Source organism: uncultured Proteiniphilum sp., assembly GCF_937873925.1.
GTDB lineage: Bacteria > Bacteroidota > Bacteroidia > Bacteroidales > Dysgonomonadaceae > Proteiniphilum.
Map to the genome: position 1 here is coordinate 23,070 of NZ_CALNAT010000227.1, position 20,831 is coordinate 43,900.

11 protein-coding genes are annotated in these 20,831 nt (G+C 39.5%); 1 reads left to right on the forward strand and 10 read right to left on the reverse strand.

The genetic code is table 11. The features are described 5' to 3' along the window. The first annotated feature begins 217 nt into the window (after positions 1–217). Positions 218–430: a hypothetical protein gene (locus Q0502_RS15585; protein ID WP_298652702.1), complete on the forward strand. Its 213-nt coding sequence runs from the start codon at positions 218–220 to the stop codon at positions 428–430. A gap of 105 nt (positions 431–535) precedes the next feature. Here the strand turns inward: Q0502_RS15585 and Q0502_RS15590 are convergent, their stop codons facing one another. The 10 genes from Q0502_RS15590 to Q0502_RS15635 form a co-directional block, all read right to left on the reverse strand. Next, complete coding sequence (locus Q0502_RS15590) at positions 536–1,087, reverse strand: RNA polymerase sigma-70 factor (RefSeq protein ID WP_298652704.1); 552 nt, start codon at positions 1,085–1,087, stop codon at positions 536–538. Between the two features lie 16 nt (positions 1,088–1,103). After that, positions 1,104–2,846, reverse strand: a complete 1,743-nt coding sequence (locus Q0502_RS15595; RefSeq protein WP_298652707.1) for an N-acetylmuramic acid 6-phosphate etherase — start codon at positions 2,844–2,846, stop codon at positions 1,104–1,106. Between the two features lie 46 nt (positions 2,847–2,892). Continuing rightward, positions 2,893–4,788, reverse strand: coding sequence for a family 20 glycosylhydrolase (locus Q0502_RS15600; protein WP_298652710.1), 1,896 nt, complete (start codon positions 4,786–4,788; stop codon positions 2,893–2,895). 123 nt (positions 4,789–4,911) lie between these two features. Next, positions 4,912–6,582 carry a RagB/SusD family nutrient uptake outer membrane protein gene (locus Q0502_RS15605; protein WP_298652713.1) on the reverse strand — a complete coding sequence of 557 codons (1,671 nt, stop codon included), beginning with the start codon at positions 6,580–6,582 and terminating at the stop codon, positions 4,912–4,914. 13 nt (positions 6,583–6,595) lie between these two features. Beyond that, positions 6,596–9,985, reverse strand: coding sequence for a TonB-dependent receptor (locus Q0502_RS15610; protein WP_298652715.1), 3,390 nt, complete (start codon positions 9,983–9,985; stop codon positions 6,596–6,598). Positions 9,986–10,220: 235 nt separating this feature from the next. Further along, positions 10,221–12,029 carry a hypothetical protein gene (locus tag Q0502_RS15615; protein ID WP_298652718.1) on the reverse strand — a complete coding sequence of 603 codons (1,809 nt, stop codon included), beginning with the start codon at positions 12,027–12,029 and terminating at the stop codon, positions 10,221–10,223. A gap of 6 nt (positions 12,030–12,035) precedes the next feature. Next, the gene (locus Q0502_RS15620) at positions 12,036–14,705 is read right to left on the reverse strand and encodes a hypothetical protein (RefSeq protein WP_298652720.1); all 2,670 of its coding nucleotides are present in this window, start codon (positions 14,703–14,705) and stop codon (positions 12,036–12,038) included. 1 nt (position 14,706) lies between these two features. Further along, positions 14,707–16,518 carry a DUF4838 domain-containing protein gene (locus tag Q0502_RS15625; RefSeq protein WP_298652777.1) on the reverse strand — a complete coding sequence of 604 codons (1,812 nt, stop codon included), beginning with the start codon at positions 16,516–16,518 and terminating at the stop codon, positions 14,707–14,709. An 859-nt stretch (positions 16,519–17,377) separates the two neighbouring features. After that, the gene (locus Q0502_RS15630; RefSeq protein WP_298652723.1) at positions 17,378–17,929 is read right to left on the reverse strand and encodes an RNA polymerase sigma-70 factor; all 552 of its coding nucleotides are present in this window, start codon (positions 17,927–17,929) and stop codon (positions 17,378–17,380) included. Positions 17,930–18,266: 337 nt separating this feature from the next. Continuing rightward, positions 18,267–20,810: a GH116 family glycosyl-hydrolase gene (locus Q0502_RS15635; protein ID WP_298652725.1), complete on the reverse strand. Its 2,544-nt coding sequence runs from the start codon at positions 20,808–20,810 to the stop codon at positions 18,267–18,269. Positions 20,811–20,831: the final 21 nt, after the last annotated feature.

The following is a 20,831-nucleotide window of genomic DNA, read 5'->3' on the forward strand; positions in this document are numbered from 1 at the left end:
CATTTAACTTAACGAAAAAGTTCAATAATATTTTATTCTTTACACTGGTTGTTTTGATATTCCGGCAATATTCACCCCCTGGTTGAACTATCAATTTGACAAAGTTATCTTTTTTTTCTTAAACTCCCTCCTCTTAATGCGATGCGATGCGAAGTATGGATTATCCTGTCCATAAAAGCATCTGCGGTATTACACCTCGGAAATATCCGTTTTTTGTATGGCTCTTTCCATTATATTGCTTTACTGGGTACATTTGCTCCGGATTATTCATTTTGAAGATTATTTTCATCATGCCCGGTTTCAGGCTTCTATTAAGGTAGACAGGAAAACCGGCGAAAACGCACAAGCCAATATGCATTTTTTCAAAAAAACAGGCAATTATTTAAAATTCATTCCCAATATGACTTTCAATTACGAATGTCACAAATAAATATATCCTCTCATTTTATTTCGAAATAAAGGAAGCAAGCAGGCTGAAATAAGAAAGTGTACCTAAATAAGGGAATAAGAATTAACTGAGAATTTCCCCTTCATCTTAAAAAAACAGAAAAGAAATATGTTGAAATGCCTTCCTTAAATCGCTCAACGCATTAGAAATATGATTCTCTACCGTTCGTTTGTGGATATTCAGACGGGAGGCGATTTCATCACTCGAAAACCCTTCTTTCCGGCTCATCTTAAATATGCGCTGACGTTGTTCAGGCATTTGCGAGACCACAAGGTCGATCAGTAAAGCAAGGTCTTTGGCGAACATATCCTGTTCCGGTTCATATGTTTCCGACTGAGCTAACCGGCTAAGGGTATATTTTTCCTTTACAAGGGTATGTTCATAATAGTTATAGATCATGTGACGCGCCATGCTGAACAGATAAGCCTTGAACGACTTGATCTCTTTCATCATTTCACGATTCATCCACACTTTGTAGAATATGTCCTGTGCCATATCATACGCTTCCTCCTCATTTTTTATAAAACCCCATAAAAAATGATATATCTTAGGGTGATATGCAAGGAATAATAATTCGTATGACCGATGGTCTCCCTCAGCAAGATTGGTCAGGCATTCTATTTCAAGCTTTTTATCCATTATCGGAAATCAAATACTATTCACCATTGCTGGATATCGTCATTTCTATTATTGCTTTTTTCAAATTAAAATCATGTTGTTCTAAAATTTTATAGGTATCTTCTTCTTTTATCCCAAACAAAATCTGCATCAGATTTTGAGCTCTTTTAATTAATTTTTGATTGATACATTCGACCTCTACCATATAACAATCATAGACATTTCCCAACAAGATCATAGCTGTAGTCGATAAATAATTCAATACTTTTTTTGTAGCGGTACCTGCTTTCATTCGTGTTGAGCCAGCGACAAGCTCATGCCCGGAATGTAACGCTATGACCCGATCACAAAAAAAAGTATTTCCCTTATCCGATTCGGAGATAAGGACACTAAATGCCCCACAATATTTAGCAAAAGCTAAAGCAGATTGAACATAATAAGCAGAACCACTTACAGATATCCCTATTACAATATCGTTGTGCTGAACATTTACCAATAATAATTCAGGAACGGCACTGGCATCTTCTTCAAAATTTGTTTCAATCTCTATAGAGGCATCTGCAATTCCACCGGAAATAAATGTCATTACTTTATCACGAGGAAAGCCGAATGTACAGGGTATCTCGACTGTATCAATGGCAGCCAATCGCCCGCTTGTCCCTGCTCCCACATAGAGAAGTCGCCCTCCTTTCTTTAGCCTATCGGCAATAAGGTTGGCAACTTCTGCTATTGATGGAATGGACTTTTTAAGTTTTTCAGCAGATTCTCTTTCTGTCAGATCAAGAAGTTCCACTATTGAGATGGCGCTTTTCTTTTCCAAATGGATTGATTTTTGATATGGTATCTCGGTTTCTATCTGCTCATATCGTTTTGTCCGGCTATTTTTCCGGGCAATCTGTTCACCAATAGCCAGCATGGAGGCTCCGATCAATGGTAAACGATTTCCTTCATACATAATTTCTATATCAACTTTTTGAGCTAAAGTCGCAAGTTTTGGTTCTATTTTTGCTTCCAAAACCTCTTTCAACGGATAATCGCCTATTATTTCCGCCAATCCCCCTCCTATCAGAATTTTATCAATGTTATACACCACACATGCGGAATAGATAACCTCTGACAAATGCTGTTCATATTCGGTACGTAACTCTATAAAAAATTCTTCCTTGAATAATTCTGACAGTCGCCCATTCGTCCGGCGGTTTATTTCGGCTAATCCGGCTATCTCATCAAAGCTGCCTTTGGGACTCATTATACTACCTAAAAGAGTATATTTACCACCTGGTCGCCAAAGACGTCCGTTTCGCCAGACTGTAAATCCTACTCCGGTTCCAATGGGCATCACTCCAATCGTTTGTATGCCTGACAAATAGCCTTTTACTGCAGCGCCAACAGCTGTAGCATCCGCGTCATTTATCAGTGCTACCGGTGCCTTTGTCTTTTCTTTCAGATGGTTTATCCATTTGGAGTCAGTTAAGGCCGATATATGTCCACCTGCAATTTCGACCGAGGTTCCGGCATAATTTACTATCCCCGCCGTTGATATGCCAATACCGGAAATAATTGTTTTATCCTTGGGAAAAATCTTATCTAAAAGTTCATCTAAAGCCGTTATAAAATCATCAATCGTTCCTTTATCCCTTAGACGACTATCAACTACTTCAAATACGGCACTATCAATCTGTGAGGAGACATCTACCGGTCTGAGTTGTGTTCCTAAAACCGTAACAGCCTTTATACGGCTTCCTCCTATATCTATACCCAAATAAATTTGACTATCCATTTTTTTTCTTTATTTTTCAAGCCAAAAGATAACATCAATTTTTTATTTAATCAAATACGATGTTATATCTATGAATAGGTCTTCTTTTGGCCAGTTCATCCAGAGAAAGGGATACAACTTTTCCAATCTTGTCTTTATAATAAGTTATACATCGTATTGTCTCTGCTGATTTAGGAATGCTAAGAGGAATCCCTTCGTAACGTTTAGAATAACGATCAGGATCGGTTTCATCAAAGGTATAATATATTTCCGTCCCTTCTATTTCTGCTCCCAGTTCGATATGAGTCATTTTACCTTCTGCATCTTTTACGGGTGAAACTATAACGTTATAAACGCTTTTTGCATAATTCACTCCTGAGGCATCTAAACGTTTCATATGTTGTTCCATTCTGGGAATAAAACTTTTCCAATCACGAACATCTTTTGCAGACCAAAAGGTTTCTGCCAAAGCAAAAGCCCGGGGCCATGTCATATATTCGGCATGTCTTCCGGCAGGTACACTTTCGGTCCAGAGATTTCCTTGCCCACCTAATATGTAGTAAGGATCCACATTTTCCGGAACCGGTTCATAATTATAACAATCACTCAAAAGACACATGGAATAAGTTTTTGGTTCTACTGATGGTTCTCCCTGATATAAATCCAGATAACAATAATCCATAGGAGACATTATTACCTGATGATTTTTACGAGCTGCCGCAATACCTCCATTAATTCCCCGCCAGGAAGTCACAATAGCTCCGGGCGCTAATCCACCTTCCAATATTTCATCCCAACCGATTATCTGCTTTCCCTTGCTTTGAGCAATTTTCTGTACACGTTTAATGAAATAGCTTTGTAACTCATGCAGGTTTTTTAATCCTTCTTCTTCGATACGTTTTTGACATTTAGGACATTCCTGCCAAAAACCTTTAAAACATTCATCTCCGCCAATATGAATATAAGGACTGGGAAAAAGATCGGCAACTTCTTCCAATACCTTATCTACATATTCAAAAACAGCCTCGTTTCCAACACACAAAGCATTGTCTTCTTTTCCATAAAAATTATTCCCTACGTTCACCCTATATTGTTCTCCCGTACATGATAACCCGGGATAAGCAACAATAGCCGCCAAACTATGCCCTGGCATTTCAATTTCCGGGAGAATCAACACTTTTCGTTGTTTTGCATATTCTATGATCTCCCGCATATCAGCTTTCGTGTAGAATCCTCCTTCTGTGGCCGGCTCTCCGGACTGTTGCGGTTCTATTCTAAAGAATCTACCCACACGTTCAGCTCTCCATGCTCCTTTTTCTGTTAATGCAGGTAGAGCATCTATCTGTATACGCCATCCCTGGTCATCAGTCAGATGAAGTTGTAAAATATTATATTTATATTTTGCCATCTGATCAATATAGCGTTTCAGAAATTCTTTTGAAAAAAAATGACGGGAGACATCCAATAGAAGCCCCCTCCATTGAAAACGTGGATAATCAAGGATAGATACACATGGTATATTAATTTTATCTGTTCCATTATAATCGGCAGGTAATAATTGCATAAGGGTTTGAAGGCCATAAAAAATGCCGGCTTCTTTATTGGCTTCTAATCGTACACCTTTAGGTTCAATGCGTAAGCGATATCCTTCATCTCCCAATGTATTATCATTCTGTGATAATAATTCCAAACGGATAGATTGTTTATCTGCTTTATTTTCTGATTTAACTATTAAAGTATGCGGTTTATATAAGCCGGTAAACGGATTAAGTATTTCTTTTAATTCATTTTGATCGGGAGATATACTGAAATAAGACTTAGCGGAAAACAGATAAAATCCAGATAATCTTTCGACTTTTACCGGTTGCGGTATTATTGCTAAGCTTGATTCACCATATATCCCATTACAGTTAAAAAAAAGACACCCCAATAATGAAAAAATGATATTTCTTCTCAAATTCATATTCTTACTATTTTTTAATCAATTAAACATACAATCAATTTATTCAAGGCGCTGATTATCAGACAACGCCTTGAATACTCTGTATAATCAGACTCTAACCTCTATTAGTTTATAGATAAAGTACTACCAGTTCGGATTTTGTTCTAACACAAATCCATTTGCCTGGTAGAATGCAACTTCTTTTGTTGGTAAAGGTTGTAAATAATGTTTTTTCGGATCAAATATTCGACCCGTCTCTACTATTAAGAAGCCTTCTTCATCCGTTTTATTTTGATAATAAATGTCATTGTATGGAGCTTTATTTTCCCATTCTGTATTCTTAATTTTAATACCTTTTATATCTTTTGGTAATTCAGTTTCCCCAGTTTTCCAACGACGTAAATCATCATAACGAAACCCTTCCAATGCCAATTCTACAGTTCTTTCACGCCTAATTTCTTCTCGCATATCCAGATTATTAGATAAAACGAAATCATTCGTTAGTGGTGGCATATTTACTCTGTTTCTTACAACATTGATAGATTTATTTAGTTCTTCATCTGTTATTGTTCCTCGTCTCTCATAAACAGCTTCCGCATAAGTCAATAATACTTCCGCATAACGAAGCAGATGCTTATCATAGTCAAATTTACTCAAATCACCATTATTTCCTCCATTGATTCCGTCTAAGTCCCACGACATATATTTATAGAGAATATAACCTGTGTTAGCATTACTTTGAGGGAAATTTGGCCAATTCTCTACTTTTTCAACAGGATAAAAAACTCTGTTCGTCTTAGTTCCCGGAGGAGTCATAGTTTGAGTCATACGCGGATCACGGTCTTCGTATTCGGAAGTAAAAGTAGAGTAGCCTTTAAAAACAGATTTTTCGTGCATTATCGGATAACCATTTTTATCCAGATACATATCCACTAATTTACGAGTTGGATTATATCCATATCCATTATAATTATACGGCATGCCATGACCTAAAACATTTCGCTGATATCTACGATCCAAGATGCTTTCAGAAGAGTCATCACCTTCCTCTATCGATAAATAGAAATAGCTTTCTTCTCCTTTATCTCTAAATAAAGAATATTGACCACTACTTATAACCTCATTTGAAGCCGCAATAGCTATATCCAAATATTTCTCAGCATCCGCTTCATTCCTGAATTTACGCCAGGTTCCCTCAAATAAAGCAACCCGGGCAATCATAGATAAAGCAGCTCCTTGCGTTATACGTCCTATGTCTCCTGCGGGTAGTTCTTTTTGTCGGGGTAATACTTTTGCCGCTTCATCCAAATCTTTCAAAATAAAATCAATAGTCTCTGTCCGGCTCGCCCGAGGTTTAAACAACTCAGGATCGGTTGCTTCCAATATTTTATCAATCAAAGGAATCCCACCATATATTTTAAACATTTTCCAATAATTATACGCTCTGAAGAATTTTGTTTCACCTATAAAACGTATTATTTCACTTTCAGTTTTTCCTTCAGCTTTTTCCAATATGTTATTAGCTCTACGGATGTACACATAGGAATCTGTCCAAACAGTGGACGTTTCACTTAATTGATAAGAGCCATTACTCACGGCATTGGGGCTTTGGAACGCAATATCGGATGTAATATCGTCGTAGCCGAATCTTTCTAAACTATTATACAAATTATTCGCTGCTGTTTTAAAATCATCTGCCGTTTCCCAAAAGGTTGCATCACTCATATTATCTAAAGGATACAGATCAAGATCTTTACACCTATTTAGATAAAATATAGTTACGAACAGGCATATATATATTGTATATTTTTTCATGATGGATCTTATATTAAAATTTAAAATCAATTCCTATAGAATATACTTTATTAAATGGATAGGCATTTTCATTACTATTTTGGTTCTCTGGGTCATAATTACCCTCCCGCGTACCTTTAGAAAAAGTAAATAAGTCCTGGCCACTAAAATATATACGAGCATTCTGCATGTTTAATTTTGTACACCAGTTTTGGGGCAGATTGAATCCCAATGTTAATACCTTTAATCTTAAGTAACCAATATTATCCATCCTATTTGCCGAAGTACGCCAGTTCCAGTTCTTAATATCATCATATCCTACACTTCCTGGTATAATTCTCGGATATCGGGCATCTGGATTTTCTGATGTCCATGTTTTTCCATAAAAATACTGCAAAGGCTGATACCACCACCAGTAATTTGGTACTGAAAAGTCTCCTGTATACATTGTGGTTCTTTTACCTACCCCCTGAAAGAATACATTCATATAGAACCTTTTGTAAGAAAGATTTACATTAGAAGAAAACGTATAGCGGGGAAGTCTATTACCCAAGTATATCATATCTCCGTCCAATCCTTTTTCCTTATCTCCGTAGGCGGTAATCTTACCATCACCATCAACATCTTTATACATCGCATCACCTACACCAAGTCCCTTTGGCACACCTTCCAGTTTCTTATAAGTTTCCAACTGCTCCTGAGTCTGAATGATGCCATCAAACACATAGCCAAAATAGGAATATATGGGATAACCTTTACGGGCAAAATTTAGTCCTTCAAAATAATTATCACTATTCTTCAATTCTATAAGTTTATTTTTACTATCGTTTAAATTAAATGATATCCCATATTCAAAATCATTGATTTTATCTCTCCATCCAACGGTTATTTCAAATCCACGCGTACGTAATTTCCCTTGGTTTTGAGAAGGAGGTGTACCTCCAAATGTTGCAGGTACCGCCTCATTTACCAACATATCGTTATTGGTTTTATTAAAATAATCAATGGAGAAGGATAGACGGGATTGCAACGCAGCCATATTTAGTCCTATATTTTTATTTTCGATGGTCTCCCATGTTCTTTCTTTTGAGGCAATAGTAGAGATTGCTCCTACCCGACCAACATTAGGAGAACCGATAGGATAATTACCAGATATGGATATTAATTGCATATAATCATATAATCCTAAAGACCCTATATCCTGATTACCCATCTTTCCCCATGATACTCTTAATTTCAACATATCAAAAAAATTCAATGATCGTATAATATTTTCTTCTGATAAATTATAGGCAAGTGCGACAGAGGGGAATACCGAACTCCAACGTTTGTCCGGTGCAAATTTAGAGCTCCCATCAGTACGAAGAGTAATATCCGTAATCAATTTATTCTTATAAGAATAACCTATACGGGAGAAATATGATTGTAAAGCCCAATCATTGATAGCTCCCGTAAAATTCATGTATTCCGTTTTCGTTTTATCCGCCAGATTCAAAGTAAATGTTTTGTTATCTTTAAAATTATATCCGACTATGATCTCTTGATCGAAATCTGCTTCTTCGTGTGAGGCTCCTATCATTACGTTCAAATAATGATCTTCTCTGAGTATTTTATTGTAATCAAAATATGCATTATAGATTTTTTGTATACCTCGAGAATTAGTGAAACTAGCAGAATTAATTGGATTAGCAATATTCTGAACTACTCCTGCCCAATTATAAAGTTCAAATGTGGGATTTGTAAAAACATCCTTAGTAAAATACATTTTTGTAGCAGCTTGAGCAATTATTTTTAATCCGGATAATATTTCAAAATCTCCCTTAAAATTAGTATTGAACTGATGGTGATTCATTTTTCTATTCCCTCCATGTTGTAAAAAATCACCTGGGTTTAAGAATCCCTGATAAGTATAATATTGTCCATGAGGATTATACATGGGGACAAAAGACCACAGTCTGGGCAGCCAACTAATCACAACCGGCAATTGGGTGGGTTCTTCGTTAATTCTATTTACATATGAGCTCTTTGTTTCTATATTTAATCGATCAAAAAGCTTAAAATCATAATTCAATTGCAAGTTATAAGCGTCAGCTTTGTCATTAGCAAAATTCATAATTCCTGGATTATTTTTATAACCTGCGGATAGCAAATACACGTTATTTTCTCCCCCACCTGATATGGTCAGATTATGGCTTTGTTGGATCGAACTTTTGTATGTTTCTTTAAACCAGTCAGTAGAGCCATAAAAACCCGGGAAATCAGTCAATCCAAACATCCAACCCTTCTCTGTAGGAGGAGCATTCGATCGTATTTTATCGAAAACCTCGTCTGAAAAGCCCGGCAATCCCACATTTTTCAACCCTTCATCCAACATAGCTGCGCCATGATAGGTGTCTGCTACTTTTAGAAGATGATGAGGTACTTTTAAACCAAAGTTACCCGAATAAGCAATAGATGGCTTTCCTTTATTACCTTTTTTCGTTGTAATCAGGACAACTCCATCTGCAGCCCGTGCTCCATAAATAGCCGCCGCTGCATCTTTCAAAACAGAAATATTATCGATATCATTGGGGTTAATATTGGTAAGATCTCCCGGCATGCCATCAATCATTATCAATGGAACATTTCCATTAATAGAAGAATATCCACGAATCTGTAGGCTATAATTTTCTTTACCAGGTTGGCCATTTCCCTTCATTATAGTTACTCCAGGTATAGTTCCTTGCAGAGCATCCATACTATTAATAACCGGACGATTTTCAAACACATCGCTTTTTACTGTTGAAATAGCTCCGGTTATAGCTCCTTTAGCACGTGTACCATAACCTACCACAACAACTTCTTCCAAACCTTGGAAATCTTCTTTTAAAATGACTTGTAGATTTTGCTGGTTTCTGACGGTTATTTCCTGTGAAAGATATCCGACGTAAGAAATTTGCAAAATAGTACTTCCTGAAACTGTTAAACTAAACTTTCCCTCTATATCCGTCACACATCCATCTGTTGTTCCTTTTACTATCACATTTGCTCCGATGAGAGGTTCGCCATTTTCATCGATAACAGTCCCGGTGATATGCCATTGGTTTTGTTGTGTTACCAGTGCTGTAGAAATAACAATATGGTTTTCTTTTATAATATACGTACATCCGGTCCCCTGCAATAATACCTCCATGATATCTGGTAAGGAACCGCTTTTCAATGGGATAACAATAGTCTTATTTACATTGATCACTTCCTGGTTATAATCGACTGGCATTTCTGTTTGCCTCTCTATCTCTGTAAAGGCCGTTTTGAGTGTAAGACGCGTATTTGATAGAGAAACGGTCTGCGCAAAAGACTGTTGATTTTGAAAAAAGAAGAGAATTATAAATAACAGGAAGAACATTTTATTTATTAATTCATTTTTTATATTGTTTATTTTCATACTTTTGTTATTAACTTAATATTAATACTAAATAAATTGTCCGAAGTCTCTATTCCATCAATAATATTGTATGGTATTTGACGATTTCAACCCGGGAAGCTTTACAGCAGGAGTTTCTCGGCTTTTTTTTTCATATATATATCCTCCTTCTTTATTAGTTTTAATGTAAGAGTCTACTTTCCAGGCTGACCTTATATCCTTTAAGGGCATAATAGAGGGCATAGATGGTAGTATGTTAATGCTTTCCGGTTTCGCGTTCTTCCCATCCGCTTTTTCCTTCGTCCATATAGACTTCGATAAGGGTTTTCGAAACACGATCATCCACTTCTTCTTCCAATCTGACACGTAACGGGTTGGTTAGGCGTTTGGCCCACTCGAGCACCGGTGTGTAGGGGATTTCCTGATCAACCTGATAGACGAGATAAGCCCATTTTTCATGGAACATACTCCCTTTTTTTACAGGGATCACTTGTTGCATATTGGAAGCGAGAAAACTTAAAGAAAGCGCACGGGTCCAATAAATCCATGGCCCTCCCGTGATGTAGAAATAGGGATTCAACAGGCTGATGCGCGATTCGAGTGAAGCGTTGGCATATTCCAGGTTGATGCCTGCAAAACCAATTCCTGTTTGTTCATTATAAAAAGTAATCCAAGGTATGTCAGCCTCCATTTTCAGATCAGTCAAGTCAGCCATATTCAGCACGTCGTAAACCATTACCTTATCACGGATAATGTCGTACCATGCGGCATGGGTTAGCAACTCCCTTTTGAACACAATTTCAGCATTTCTGAGTGCAAGAGTTTGAAGAGTCTCGTTGATCCTCATGTCTGTTGTCGCAAAAAAATAGGGTACGCCTGGGAAAAAATCATAACGGACAGCAGCATCCACGCCGGGCATATGGCGTAATTGTCCCCAGAATTCACCTGTTGCCAATACCGGACCCGATATGGCATACATATTCTGATCATTTTTCCAGTCGGCTGTATGTGCCCATGCTCTCGGCGGCGCGTAAATATCCGGGTTCCAATGAATGGCTCCATTCGTTTCCATACGGTGGAACAAGGGGTTCGCCACATGAGATTTTAATGTGATCTCATCAATATGACCGGAACTGGGGTGCAAGACAACGTTGAGATAATCATTATCGATAGTCAGGCCGGGGAGTTCGCCCTGAACCTGAAGGTCTGTCCGATACGATTTTGTCAATGCTTTCGGGTTGTTGTAATAAACCAGGAATACCTTACTTGTTTTGGCCGACACATCAGCCAGAAAGGCGACCTTACAGGTAACGGTGGGCATCCAAAGTGGAATGTGTCTTGAGGATTGGCCTTCTTCCAAAGGGTTTAGACTATCTTTGACCATATATTTCTGAATCTCAAATATCTGGCAAGGGACTTCGCTCAAGCTGTAATCTGTAGGATTTACGGCCATTACGCGGATTTCGCGTTTCAGGTCGGTCACCTCGTCAGGATAGAACGGCAGGAGCACTTCGACGGCTTCCTTTTTCCGCTCGATACCGGCAGTTTCGCTCAACACAATAGATTTATAAGCTTTCCATGCCGGATCGAAGCCAGCGACGCCATCCGGAGCCTTCACTTCGACAGTAGCCGAGAGTATTTTATCATTAGGCGAAGGTTTGACCGATTTTTTTATTTTGACTTTTACCTCTATTTTATAGGTTTTCCCGGGTTCCCATCTCACCCATGCAGTGATTAAAGGGGTCTTATAAAGCATATTATCCTGCGATAGAGCATACCCCGAAGGTGGGCGGTGTATAAAACCCGGTTTGTCAGCTTCTTCCACGATATCGCCTTGATAGAGATTGACGAACCTCAGGGTTTTACCGTTAACTATAGCTTCCACTTCAATCATGGAGGATTCAGGCAATTCCAATTCGGCCTTGAGATGATAGAAAGGTATGGCCGGATGCGGATATCCCAATTCAAGATGGTTTATTTTAAGGATTTCAGACTTATTTTTTGCCTGTGTCGAAAAGACAACTCCCCAAAAACACAACATTAATAAAAAAGCTGATCTCTTCATAATGTTTTAATTTCTAATTGTTATCAAATTCCTGTTCTTCAACTCATCCAATACTTTCTGCCAGTCTCCCGCCTCAGCCCACATGTAGTAAGAGAAGTAAGAGGTAGACCTCATAAACAGTGGTACCCATGGCTGAAACTCAGCATAAAAATAATTGGTATCCGGGTTGGAGGGATGATTCATCCACATGTGAAGAAAAATAGGTCGTGTAACGGGATAAGCGCCGACGAAGGCAATATCTTCCTGCGTATCGTAACCGGCATTCCATCCTTCGATGACATCTAACTTTTTTCCGTAATAACGATCGGCTCTCATGCGGTATTCCTGCAATCCGTCTTTTTCCGGAATAATAAACCGATCTTCGAGGCCGTGCGCTTTCCCAATTTCTAAAATAGGTTGCGGCCCGATTATATTCAGTTCGGGATTTATCATCCTCATAGCGAACCGTACTTCGAGCAATGGTGTATTACCGTAAAGGGTATAGAGTTTTTCTATGAAATTTCCGTAATACTCAGCAGTCATACGTAATCGTACGTATTCCCCTTCCCGTTTTTCTACTGTTGCGTCATAAACTTTGTGGGTTTCAATACTCGGCTGGCCGAGAAAATCCTCAAAACCTCCATAGGGATAAAATCCGCGTTCGCGATAGGTACGACGGTCATCATCAGGTTTTTGGGGCCAAAGTTTGAAAAGCACATTATCGTTTTTCTTTTTTACGATATACTCAATTACACGGGCCCCGGTTGTGAGCAGGGTAACCTTTACCTGCTGATTTTCCATCACATATTCGGATATGCCGTCGCCATTGAGATCAACATCTTCCATGCGGGCAAAGCCGGATGAGGCTTCCACACCGAGCTGCGTTGTTGCTTTAAGTCCCAGCGCAGAAGTAGTAACAAGATAGTTCCCCGCCGGCAATTGCAAATCAAATTCCATATCGCAGTAATCGCCGGTAGCTGCGGCGGCGTTTTTCTCCGCTTCAAAAACCCGGTTGGACGGATCATTTATTCCTGCTACATTTATTTTTACAGCAAAAGAATCCTGAGCGGTAAAATTATGCACACTGACGGGGAATTGAATGCCCGATGAAGTACCGTAAAGCAATTCGTGGACCGAAATGACAGGTGGCAGTTCCAGCATGGCAAGGGTCGATTTGGCTGAAAGACCACCCCAATCGTAAGTAAATGCAACTGCATGGCGGCGGTTCATTGCTTTAGTTGTGGGTTCGATACGGAAAGCAAGCGTTTTGGACACTCCCGCGGGCAGGCTAAGGGTCAACTCTTTTTCCCCGCTTATGGACAATTGTTGGGGAAGGTTCACTTTCAACTGTCCTGTTACGGAATGGTCATAAGTATTTGTTACGGTAAGCAAGATCTGATTTCCCCGGGTTTCGGTTTCAAGATTCACCCGGTCCCCGAAATAGTCTTCGAGGTAAACCTTATCGAGGAACAGCAATTGAAGGGCATTGCGGTAATGTTCCGCTCCCATCATGAACCCTCCTTCGGCAATGGCTACGGCGCGGCGGCCCATAATGGCATCCCAAAGTTTTACCTTGTCGAAAGGCTGGCCTTTTTTGTTAAAAAGCACCATATGTGAAGTGGCACCTGTCAGCAGGTCGCCTGTCTGAATGACGAAAGGCATATCTTCATCATTTATTTGCCGGGCGTTCCCCGGATTGGCATAATACCCGTTGTACGGCAGGTTGTCAGCCTGCCTGTCATCGATCTGACGGAAGACATATCCGTTTTTCCTCTTGGCATATTCAATCCAATCCTGAGGAGTAAACATCAGCTGTATCTGCAGGTCGTCGTAATCGGAGCAGTTGTAAACTGGCGGGAACCCCACATCGGCCACGACCGGCAGCCCGCTTTCAGCAACCCAGCCGTCTATTTCCTTTTTTGCCAGAAACTCCATATAGCCATCGAAAATGAACCACGAATTACCTTCATTCAGTCCTTGTCCCATCACATCAATGGGTGTTCCAGGCGTACAGGTTACGCTTTTAATCAGCGTCTGGGCGCCGAACCAACCTCGTTTCAGGTCGTATTCCGAAAGAAGTCCAAGGGTATTTTCAAGCACGGTACGAAAACGAGCCAGTTGTTCCTGTGAAGTTCCGACTACCGCATACAATGTCCGGCCACTCTTTTTCAATACAAAGGCATGGATATTTGAACAGCCTCTTGCTTTAGCCTGATGCCCTACGTTATAATCTTGATTATCTTGAAAAATTCCTTCAGCCTTTTCCAATAGTTTTTTCCCTGTTTCGAATCCGGTATTTGCATAAATCAATACATCGCCCTGGCCGATCGCATCATTCAATTCCTTCACCGACGGATTATCCAGTAATCTGTACGTAGGATTCCTTTTCAGCAATGCCTTGATAAAACCTTCCTGCACCTGAAGGCCTGGCATATGAAGGGCTTCACCCACATCTGCTTTTGCCTGAAGGACAGAGGCATTGATATCGGGGATATTTAGTCGAAAAAGGTTTCCGTATCGATAACGATGCTGATAAACATCCTGCCAATAATAGGTATAACCGTTGAATTTGTAGTTGCTGAAGATTGCTGCGGAAGCATTTACCCTTTCTCTACCGGGAAAAAAGTCGTCAAGCGAAGGTTTCCCCGAGCAGGAAAAGAGAGTACTACAGACAATGATGAACATTAATTTTTTCATCTTAATCTTGTTTATCTTCGGGAAATAGTTTACTGCGCAGGAGTTGTTCCACCCATTGGATATGGTTGGCATTGGGACTGAAATCCTCCCTAATTATGGTCACATTGAATTCTTTAAGCAGGGCCATAAACTCCGTGAGTGCCGTTTCAGGGTCAGGAAGTGTCACGGGGGAACTACCGTTTTCTTTTTCATACGCTTTAAACCGTTCATTCTCGAGCAACAAAACGAATTTAAGCGGAATTTCCTCGCGGTGGATACGATTCCTAAGGGTCTCGTCTTTGGTTACATCAAGCGCCTGTTTCATCAGTAAAGCAGCTTCAGCATACACCGGGACCGTGAGCCAATCAGCCGTATTTTTCATATAACAGCGGAGATAAACTTCCGATTCCTTGATTCTGTTGGTAAGTAAATCCCAATATTGACGTAAGTATGGAGCAGCTTTTTCCCCGTAATAACCGGTGAGAAACTCGTCGATAAGTTGATTTTCATCGAGACCGGGGTTCCACATCAGGCGGGAGATGACCCAATTGCGCATTCTGACAAAGTCGCCTGCGTCGCAATATACGTCACCCTGCTCGAAGAGTCCGATCGTATTGTTTTTTATGAAAAAACGGATGTTCGATGCCAGCGTATGGATATTGGGGTGAGGCAACATATAAGAAGTAAAGTTGGTTACGTAGTCCCATACAAAGAGATGATCTGCTATCTTACTCCATGCCTCGATATCTTCACGGAAAGACTTGTTATGCTCGCCTTCATCCAAAGATTGGGAAAAAGAACATTCGATCGTGCAGAGGCGGACGACTACATTTCTGCGTGGTTTGACTTTCTGAGGCGCTTTGCGCGTATATTGATAAGCAAGCGTTTCCACCCAGATATCAGGAAATTCCTTTTCAATTTCTTCAGCCACACTGTTGACAAACCGGATCAGCGGGCCTGACTCACTGCCTTCTTCCTTTACAATTGCCTGGCATTTTTCGCACTGGCAGGCTCCATGACAGTCGTTCTGGCTAATAGAAATAAAGTCCATGCCGCGATGATTGCGAAGAGTGTCGATTGCATTTCTGATAAATTCTTCACGCATGGCATCGTTTGACAGACAAAGCTGGGCCCATTGATTAGTGCGTTTGCCGTTAACAAGACTGTACCATTCGGGGTGTTTATCAAAGTATTTTTGTGGAGGTAAAATAGGATAGAAAGAATGTACGAAATACTGAAATTTATGGTAGTCTCCATATTGGGGAGTAATTTTTGAAAAGTCACCGTTACATTTCATTCTTGCCGCAAAGACTTCATTGCTGAGTGCTTCCTTGTAAAAGGCTTCACGGTAAATCAGATGCGGAGCATAGTTTATATGCAACATCGGCACTTTCAGTCTTTTCGCTTTAGGGATATATGATTCGGTAGAAGTCCACCAACGCACACCGGCTGCTTCTTCGAGAAAGGTATTTACAGCATAGAGCGTCCCTCTTACCGGATGGCCGACCATAACGATATTTTTTCCGATGGTCTCAATCACTATCCCGTCGTAGGGAAGTTGTGTTACATCGACCGCTGGCAGGAAGGCTTTAACAAGGGAGGAGTTTCCCACAATTAACAGCGGCTTCGAACTGTCGGCTTTTGATTCGCCAACAATAGCAAAATCTGCTCCGGTGATCTCGTCAAGGTGTTTTTTAAGTTCTCTGGCAGCAGTGGTCTCCACAAGTGTCGGCGCATCCGGAAGCACAATTGAATACTCTGCTTTTCCACCGCTCGATAATGTCAGTTTATCAGATTCGGAACAGGCGCTTATCAGTAATAATGCGCCACACATAGTCAAAAAAAGAAAACTCTTTTTTCCAGACTTGCGTATTATGTTTAAATGAAAATGGTCCATGTCATTAATAATTTATTGTTTTTTTAATAGTAATTATCCCCACTGCCTGACACCGTAAACACCCTTAGACTCTCTTGGTCTATTTCACTTGCAAGCCGTTTCCTGCTACGCTCTTTTTAATTTTTTTGCAAAACTTATCGACTATGTAATAAATTTCCATTAATATTGTATCCATAGCTTAAGAGTATTTTATGATAAATTTAGTATTTACAACATCTTAAAGACAAACAAAATTTTTTTCGTATGAAACGACCCCCGTCTAATAAGGGTATATAAGATGATAAATTACGAAATAGTCGACATAGTCAACAATGCGAGTTCCGTACGACATTAGCGTTAAAAAATAAATTATGTTCATTAAAATTAGTCATTTTAAGTCGCCTTCGTTCCTCGATTGTTAATTCTCGCAATGGTATAATGCAAACAAGTTTACCTTCTGCTCGTATTGCTTAGCGAAAATGTTCGTATGAAAATAACACTTTCTCAGGTCTAACCCTGTTCGATAATATTTCATTCTTTACACTGATTGTTTAAAGATTCCTTTCATTATACCGCATTCACGCTTCTATTAAGGTAGACAGGGAAACCGGCGGAAACGCACAAGCCAATATATATTTTCTCAAAAAAATATGAAATTATTTAAATTTTACTACTGAGATTATCTCGATTACGAATATCATAAATAAATACATCTTTTATTTCATTTAGAAATAAGGAAAAGTAAACAGGGGTAAGTTGAAATAAGAATGGGGCTTAAATGAAGAAGTAAGAATTAATTAAGGATTTCCAATTCATTTTAAAAAAACAGAAAAGAAATATATTGAAGCGCTTTTCTCAAATCGCTCAACGCCTTGGAAATATGGTTTTCCACCGTTCGTTTATGGATATTCAGACGGGAGGCGATTTCATCACTCGAAAACCCTTCTTTCCGGCTCATCTTAAATATGCGCTGACGTTGTTCAGGCATTTGCGAGACCACAAGGTCGATCAGTAAAGCAAGGTCTTTGGCGAACATATCCTGTTCCGGTTCATATGTTTCCGACTGAGCTAACCGGCTAAGGGTATATTTTTCCTTTACAAGGGTATGTTCATAATAGTTATAGATCATGTGACGTGCCATGGTAAATAAATAAGCCTTGAACGATTTGATTTCTCCCATAGTCTTGCGGTTTACCCACACTTTATAAAATATCTCCTGTGCCATATCATACGCTTCTTCCTCATTTTTTATAAAACCGTATAAAAAATGATAAACCTTAGGGTGATATGCAAGGAATAATAATTCGTATGACCGATGATCCCCCTCAGCAAGATTTGTCAGGCATTCTATTTCAAGTGTCTTATCCATGTAAAAACTATTCACATGTAAAAAGAGAGTTCCCCTTAGGGGTAAATCTCATAGGTTGTTGTCAGTAGGATATCAAAAAATAATATTTACATTAAGTAAACACAGAACATACTTATTGAACGTTTTCTTTAAGCTAAATGAGCAAAGTCAAACTTATTTGAATGTTTTCGATAAGCGAGCACAGAGGAAAAATTTGTTTTTACTATGTCGAGCATAGAAAACAACTGAATTTATTGAACATATTTTTGCAAAGATGCGAAAATATTATGAAACAAAACAATGGCTACTAATAAATTAATGACTCAATTGAATCTAATTTACTGACGTTCGTTTCTTATTAAAAAGTCATTATATAGGATTCACCTTCGTTGATTTGAATATGTTCCAGTTTTTTTTCTCTGCCATCCGAAAGTGAAAACTTATCCAAAGACAAAGATCCCTTCAGCACTTCCAGTTTCGCACCTGAATCCTCCACCTCACAAAGGCCCCAGGCATAGCCATTACTCCAAAAATATGTTCCGGGACGAGAAGTAATAGACATAGTCTTATCTGTTCCTGAGTACTGAAACTCACTTAGTGCAACAACAGAGGCCCAACTGGCCATTGAACGGGCATAATGATGTCCGCATTCGGGCTCACTAAACGGGTTTCGTTTAGCCCCGTCATGACGTTTACGGATTGCCCCGATACATTTCAAAGCATCTTCCTCCATACCCTCATAAATCATTCCAACTGCTGTACTGTATTCAAAACCCGTCATAACCTCTGCGAAATAAGGGAAAGGGACTTCTAACCGGCCGTTTGGCCAGGAAGCCATCAAGAGGCCGGACTCATCCCCCATTACATAAGAACGCATATTATTAAAGTGACGGCTAAAGTCTTCCACATAATTGTATTTCATAATGCTTTTCAGGGTTGTTCGTATATGTTCTTTATTACCCAGATACTCCAAACCACAAATATGTGCCATATATTGCCCTACCAATTGATCCACAAGACATCCCCGACCTAACTGGAATGGAGGAATAGGTGTATCAGGTTCATTCATATCCAGAAACTCAAATGTGCGGGGATCTGTAATTTTATGTTCGTAATATTCTCCATTAAAAAGATTATCATCCATCCAGGCACTTCCTTTTTCAAAAAGACGACGGCATTTTCCTGCGAAAGCTTTATCCTTCATGGCTAAAGCCATTTTTTCCGCAGCACGTAAAGCTCCCATATACCAAAAACCCATCTGAGGATTAGGACCATAGTAATCAACATCCATTGTATTATGTTGACGACCTTCCATAACTCCATCCTGATTCCCGTCCCAGCCTTTTTCAGTCCATGCATATGAGAGCACTTTCTTTATCTGCTCCCAATTAGATGTCAGAAATTGATTATCTCCCGAGAGTTGCCATTCCCTATAAACTTTCATGATACACCCCATCTGTCCGTCCGCGGCGGCGGCATTCCCTCTATCAGCTTCCGACAAAGGTAAGGACGCCCGAAAGTTCATCAAGCCATTCTCTTTTGTTGCATAGTTAAATTCCACATCCCGCATCGTCTTAGCCAGATTCCCAAAAAGAAAAGGGGTTGCCACTTCATAATTCCAGACGTGGGTACATGAGCCGGCACAGGATCCAAAACGGTCCATGACACCTTCCCAGCCCATCAAATGTCCACCGGGTAACCGGAATACTGTTTGCGAGCGTAATGTTGCCAGATTAAATAAAGCTGCCTCTTTCACTATTTCCGGGTAAGAAGCTTTTAATAATGCATTTACAAAAGAAAGTGTTTCTTTTTCCAAACCGGGGATTTGAGGGACCATCTTTTCTGCCGCGTCCCAGGCATCGGTATATAACTGACTATAATAATTTCCTACAATCGTATCCGACCAGGCTTTACGGTTTGGGAAATTCCAGGTAAGGAAAAAAGTGAATGTTTTTTTACCGTGAGGTGGAATTATTTTCTTTATAGCTAATGAAGCCATTGGATCCTGATCTTCTGATTTATCCCGCTCCGTCAAAACACCATCTTCACTAAAATCATCCCAAAAATTAAGTATTCCGTTATTCCAACTATCTTGCTTCGACGAAGTACGGAATGTAATTCCCTCCATAGTCTGGGTTACTAACGCCATTGTACCCCAAGCGGAATCTTTCCGACCTACACTATCCGAATAGAAATAAATCCCTTGTAAACCCTTCGTCTGTCGGTATTCATTTTTATTATTTTTTGCCCCTGTGGGTATATAATCTCCTTTCCAGTCTGTTCTGAACTGACTTCCGTCTTTTCCTATAAAATTACGTATAGAACCACAAACGGCTACTTCGAGCGATTGGCCGGTAGTATTCTCTACTTCATAAGAAAGTATAGCGATAGGAAGGCTACTCGCATCCTCATCAGTAGGGACTAAAGGATTAAATCCTTTAATAGTTACCTTTACCGGCATTGTTTTATCTGACAAGTGAACCTGTCCAAAAGGATAAGCAGCATCAAAAGAAGCCTCTTCGAAACGGGGTAATCCATGATGATTTACCGGACGTCCCTCATAATGAAGATATTCATGTGTATATAATGGCCCAGATAAAAGGGATGTAGAAGATTTTCCATCCAGAGGTTTTGTATAGATGGCAAAAAAAGGAGCGTTGTTGCCTGTTGTTACCGTACTGTATTTTTTACCTGGGACATTCATAATTTCCCAGTCACGAAGTTCACCACGGCCACCCAAAGAAACAGTTCCGGTACCGATACCTCCTAACGGCAGCGCTATTTGAAAAAGATGATCCCTGTCATAACTTTTTAAAATCGGCCATTCCTGCGGTTTCCACTCCTGAGAAAAGACCTTTGAATACATTAGAAAACAGAGAAAAGTCAATCTGAGTATTTTCATTGTTATTTATTTTTGAAAATC

Bases quoted from the DNA above. Each gene is read 5' to 3' on its own strand.
- Q0502_RS15585 (WP_298652702.1), top strand. From the start codon at position 218: ATGGCTCTTTCCATTATATTGCTTTACTGGGTACATTTGCTCCGGATT.
- Q0502_RS15590 (WP_298652704.1), bottom strand. From the start codon at position 1,087: ATGGATAAAAAGCTTGAAATAGAATGCCTGACCAATCTTGCTGAGGGA.
- Q0502_RS15595 (WP_298652707.1), bottom strand. From the start codon at position 2,846: ATGGATAGTCAAATTTATTTGGGTATAGATATAGGAGGAAGCCGTATA.
- Q0502_RS15600 (WP_298652710.1), bottom strand. From the start codon at position 4,788: ATGAATTTGAGAAGAAATATCATTTTTTCATTATTGGGGTGTCTTTTT.
- Q0502_RS15605 (WP_298652713.1), bottom strand. From the start codon at position 6,582: ATGAAAAAATATACAATATATATATGCCTGTTCGTAACTATATTTTAT.
- Q0502_RS15610 (WP_298652715.1), bottom strand. From the start codon at position 9,985: ATGAAAATAAACAATATAAAAAATGAATTAATAAATAAAATGTTCTTC.
- Q0502_RS15615 (WP_298652718.1), bottom strand. From the start codon at position 12,029: ATGAAGAGATCAGCTTTTTTATTAATGTTGTGTTTTTGGGGAGTTGTC.
- Q0502_RS15620 (WP_298652720.1), bottom strand. From the start codon at position 14,705: ATGAAAAAATTAATGTTCATCATTGTCTGTAGTACTCTCTTTTCCTGC.
- Q0502_RS15625 (WP_298652777.1), bottom strand. From the start codon at position 16,518: ATGTGTGGCGCATTATTACTGATAAGCGCCTGTTCCGAATCTGATAAA.
- Q0502_RS15630 (WP_298652723.1), bottom strand. From the start codon at position 17,929: ATGGATAAGACACTTGAAATAGAATGCCTGACAAATCTTGCTGAGGGG.
- Q0502_RS15635 (WP_298652725.1), bottom strand. From the start codon at position 20,810: ATGAAAATACTCAGATTGACTTTTCTCTGTTTTCTAATGTATTCAAAG.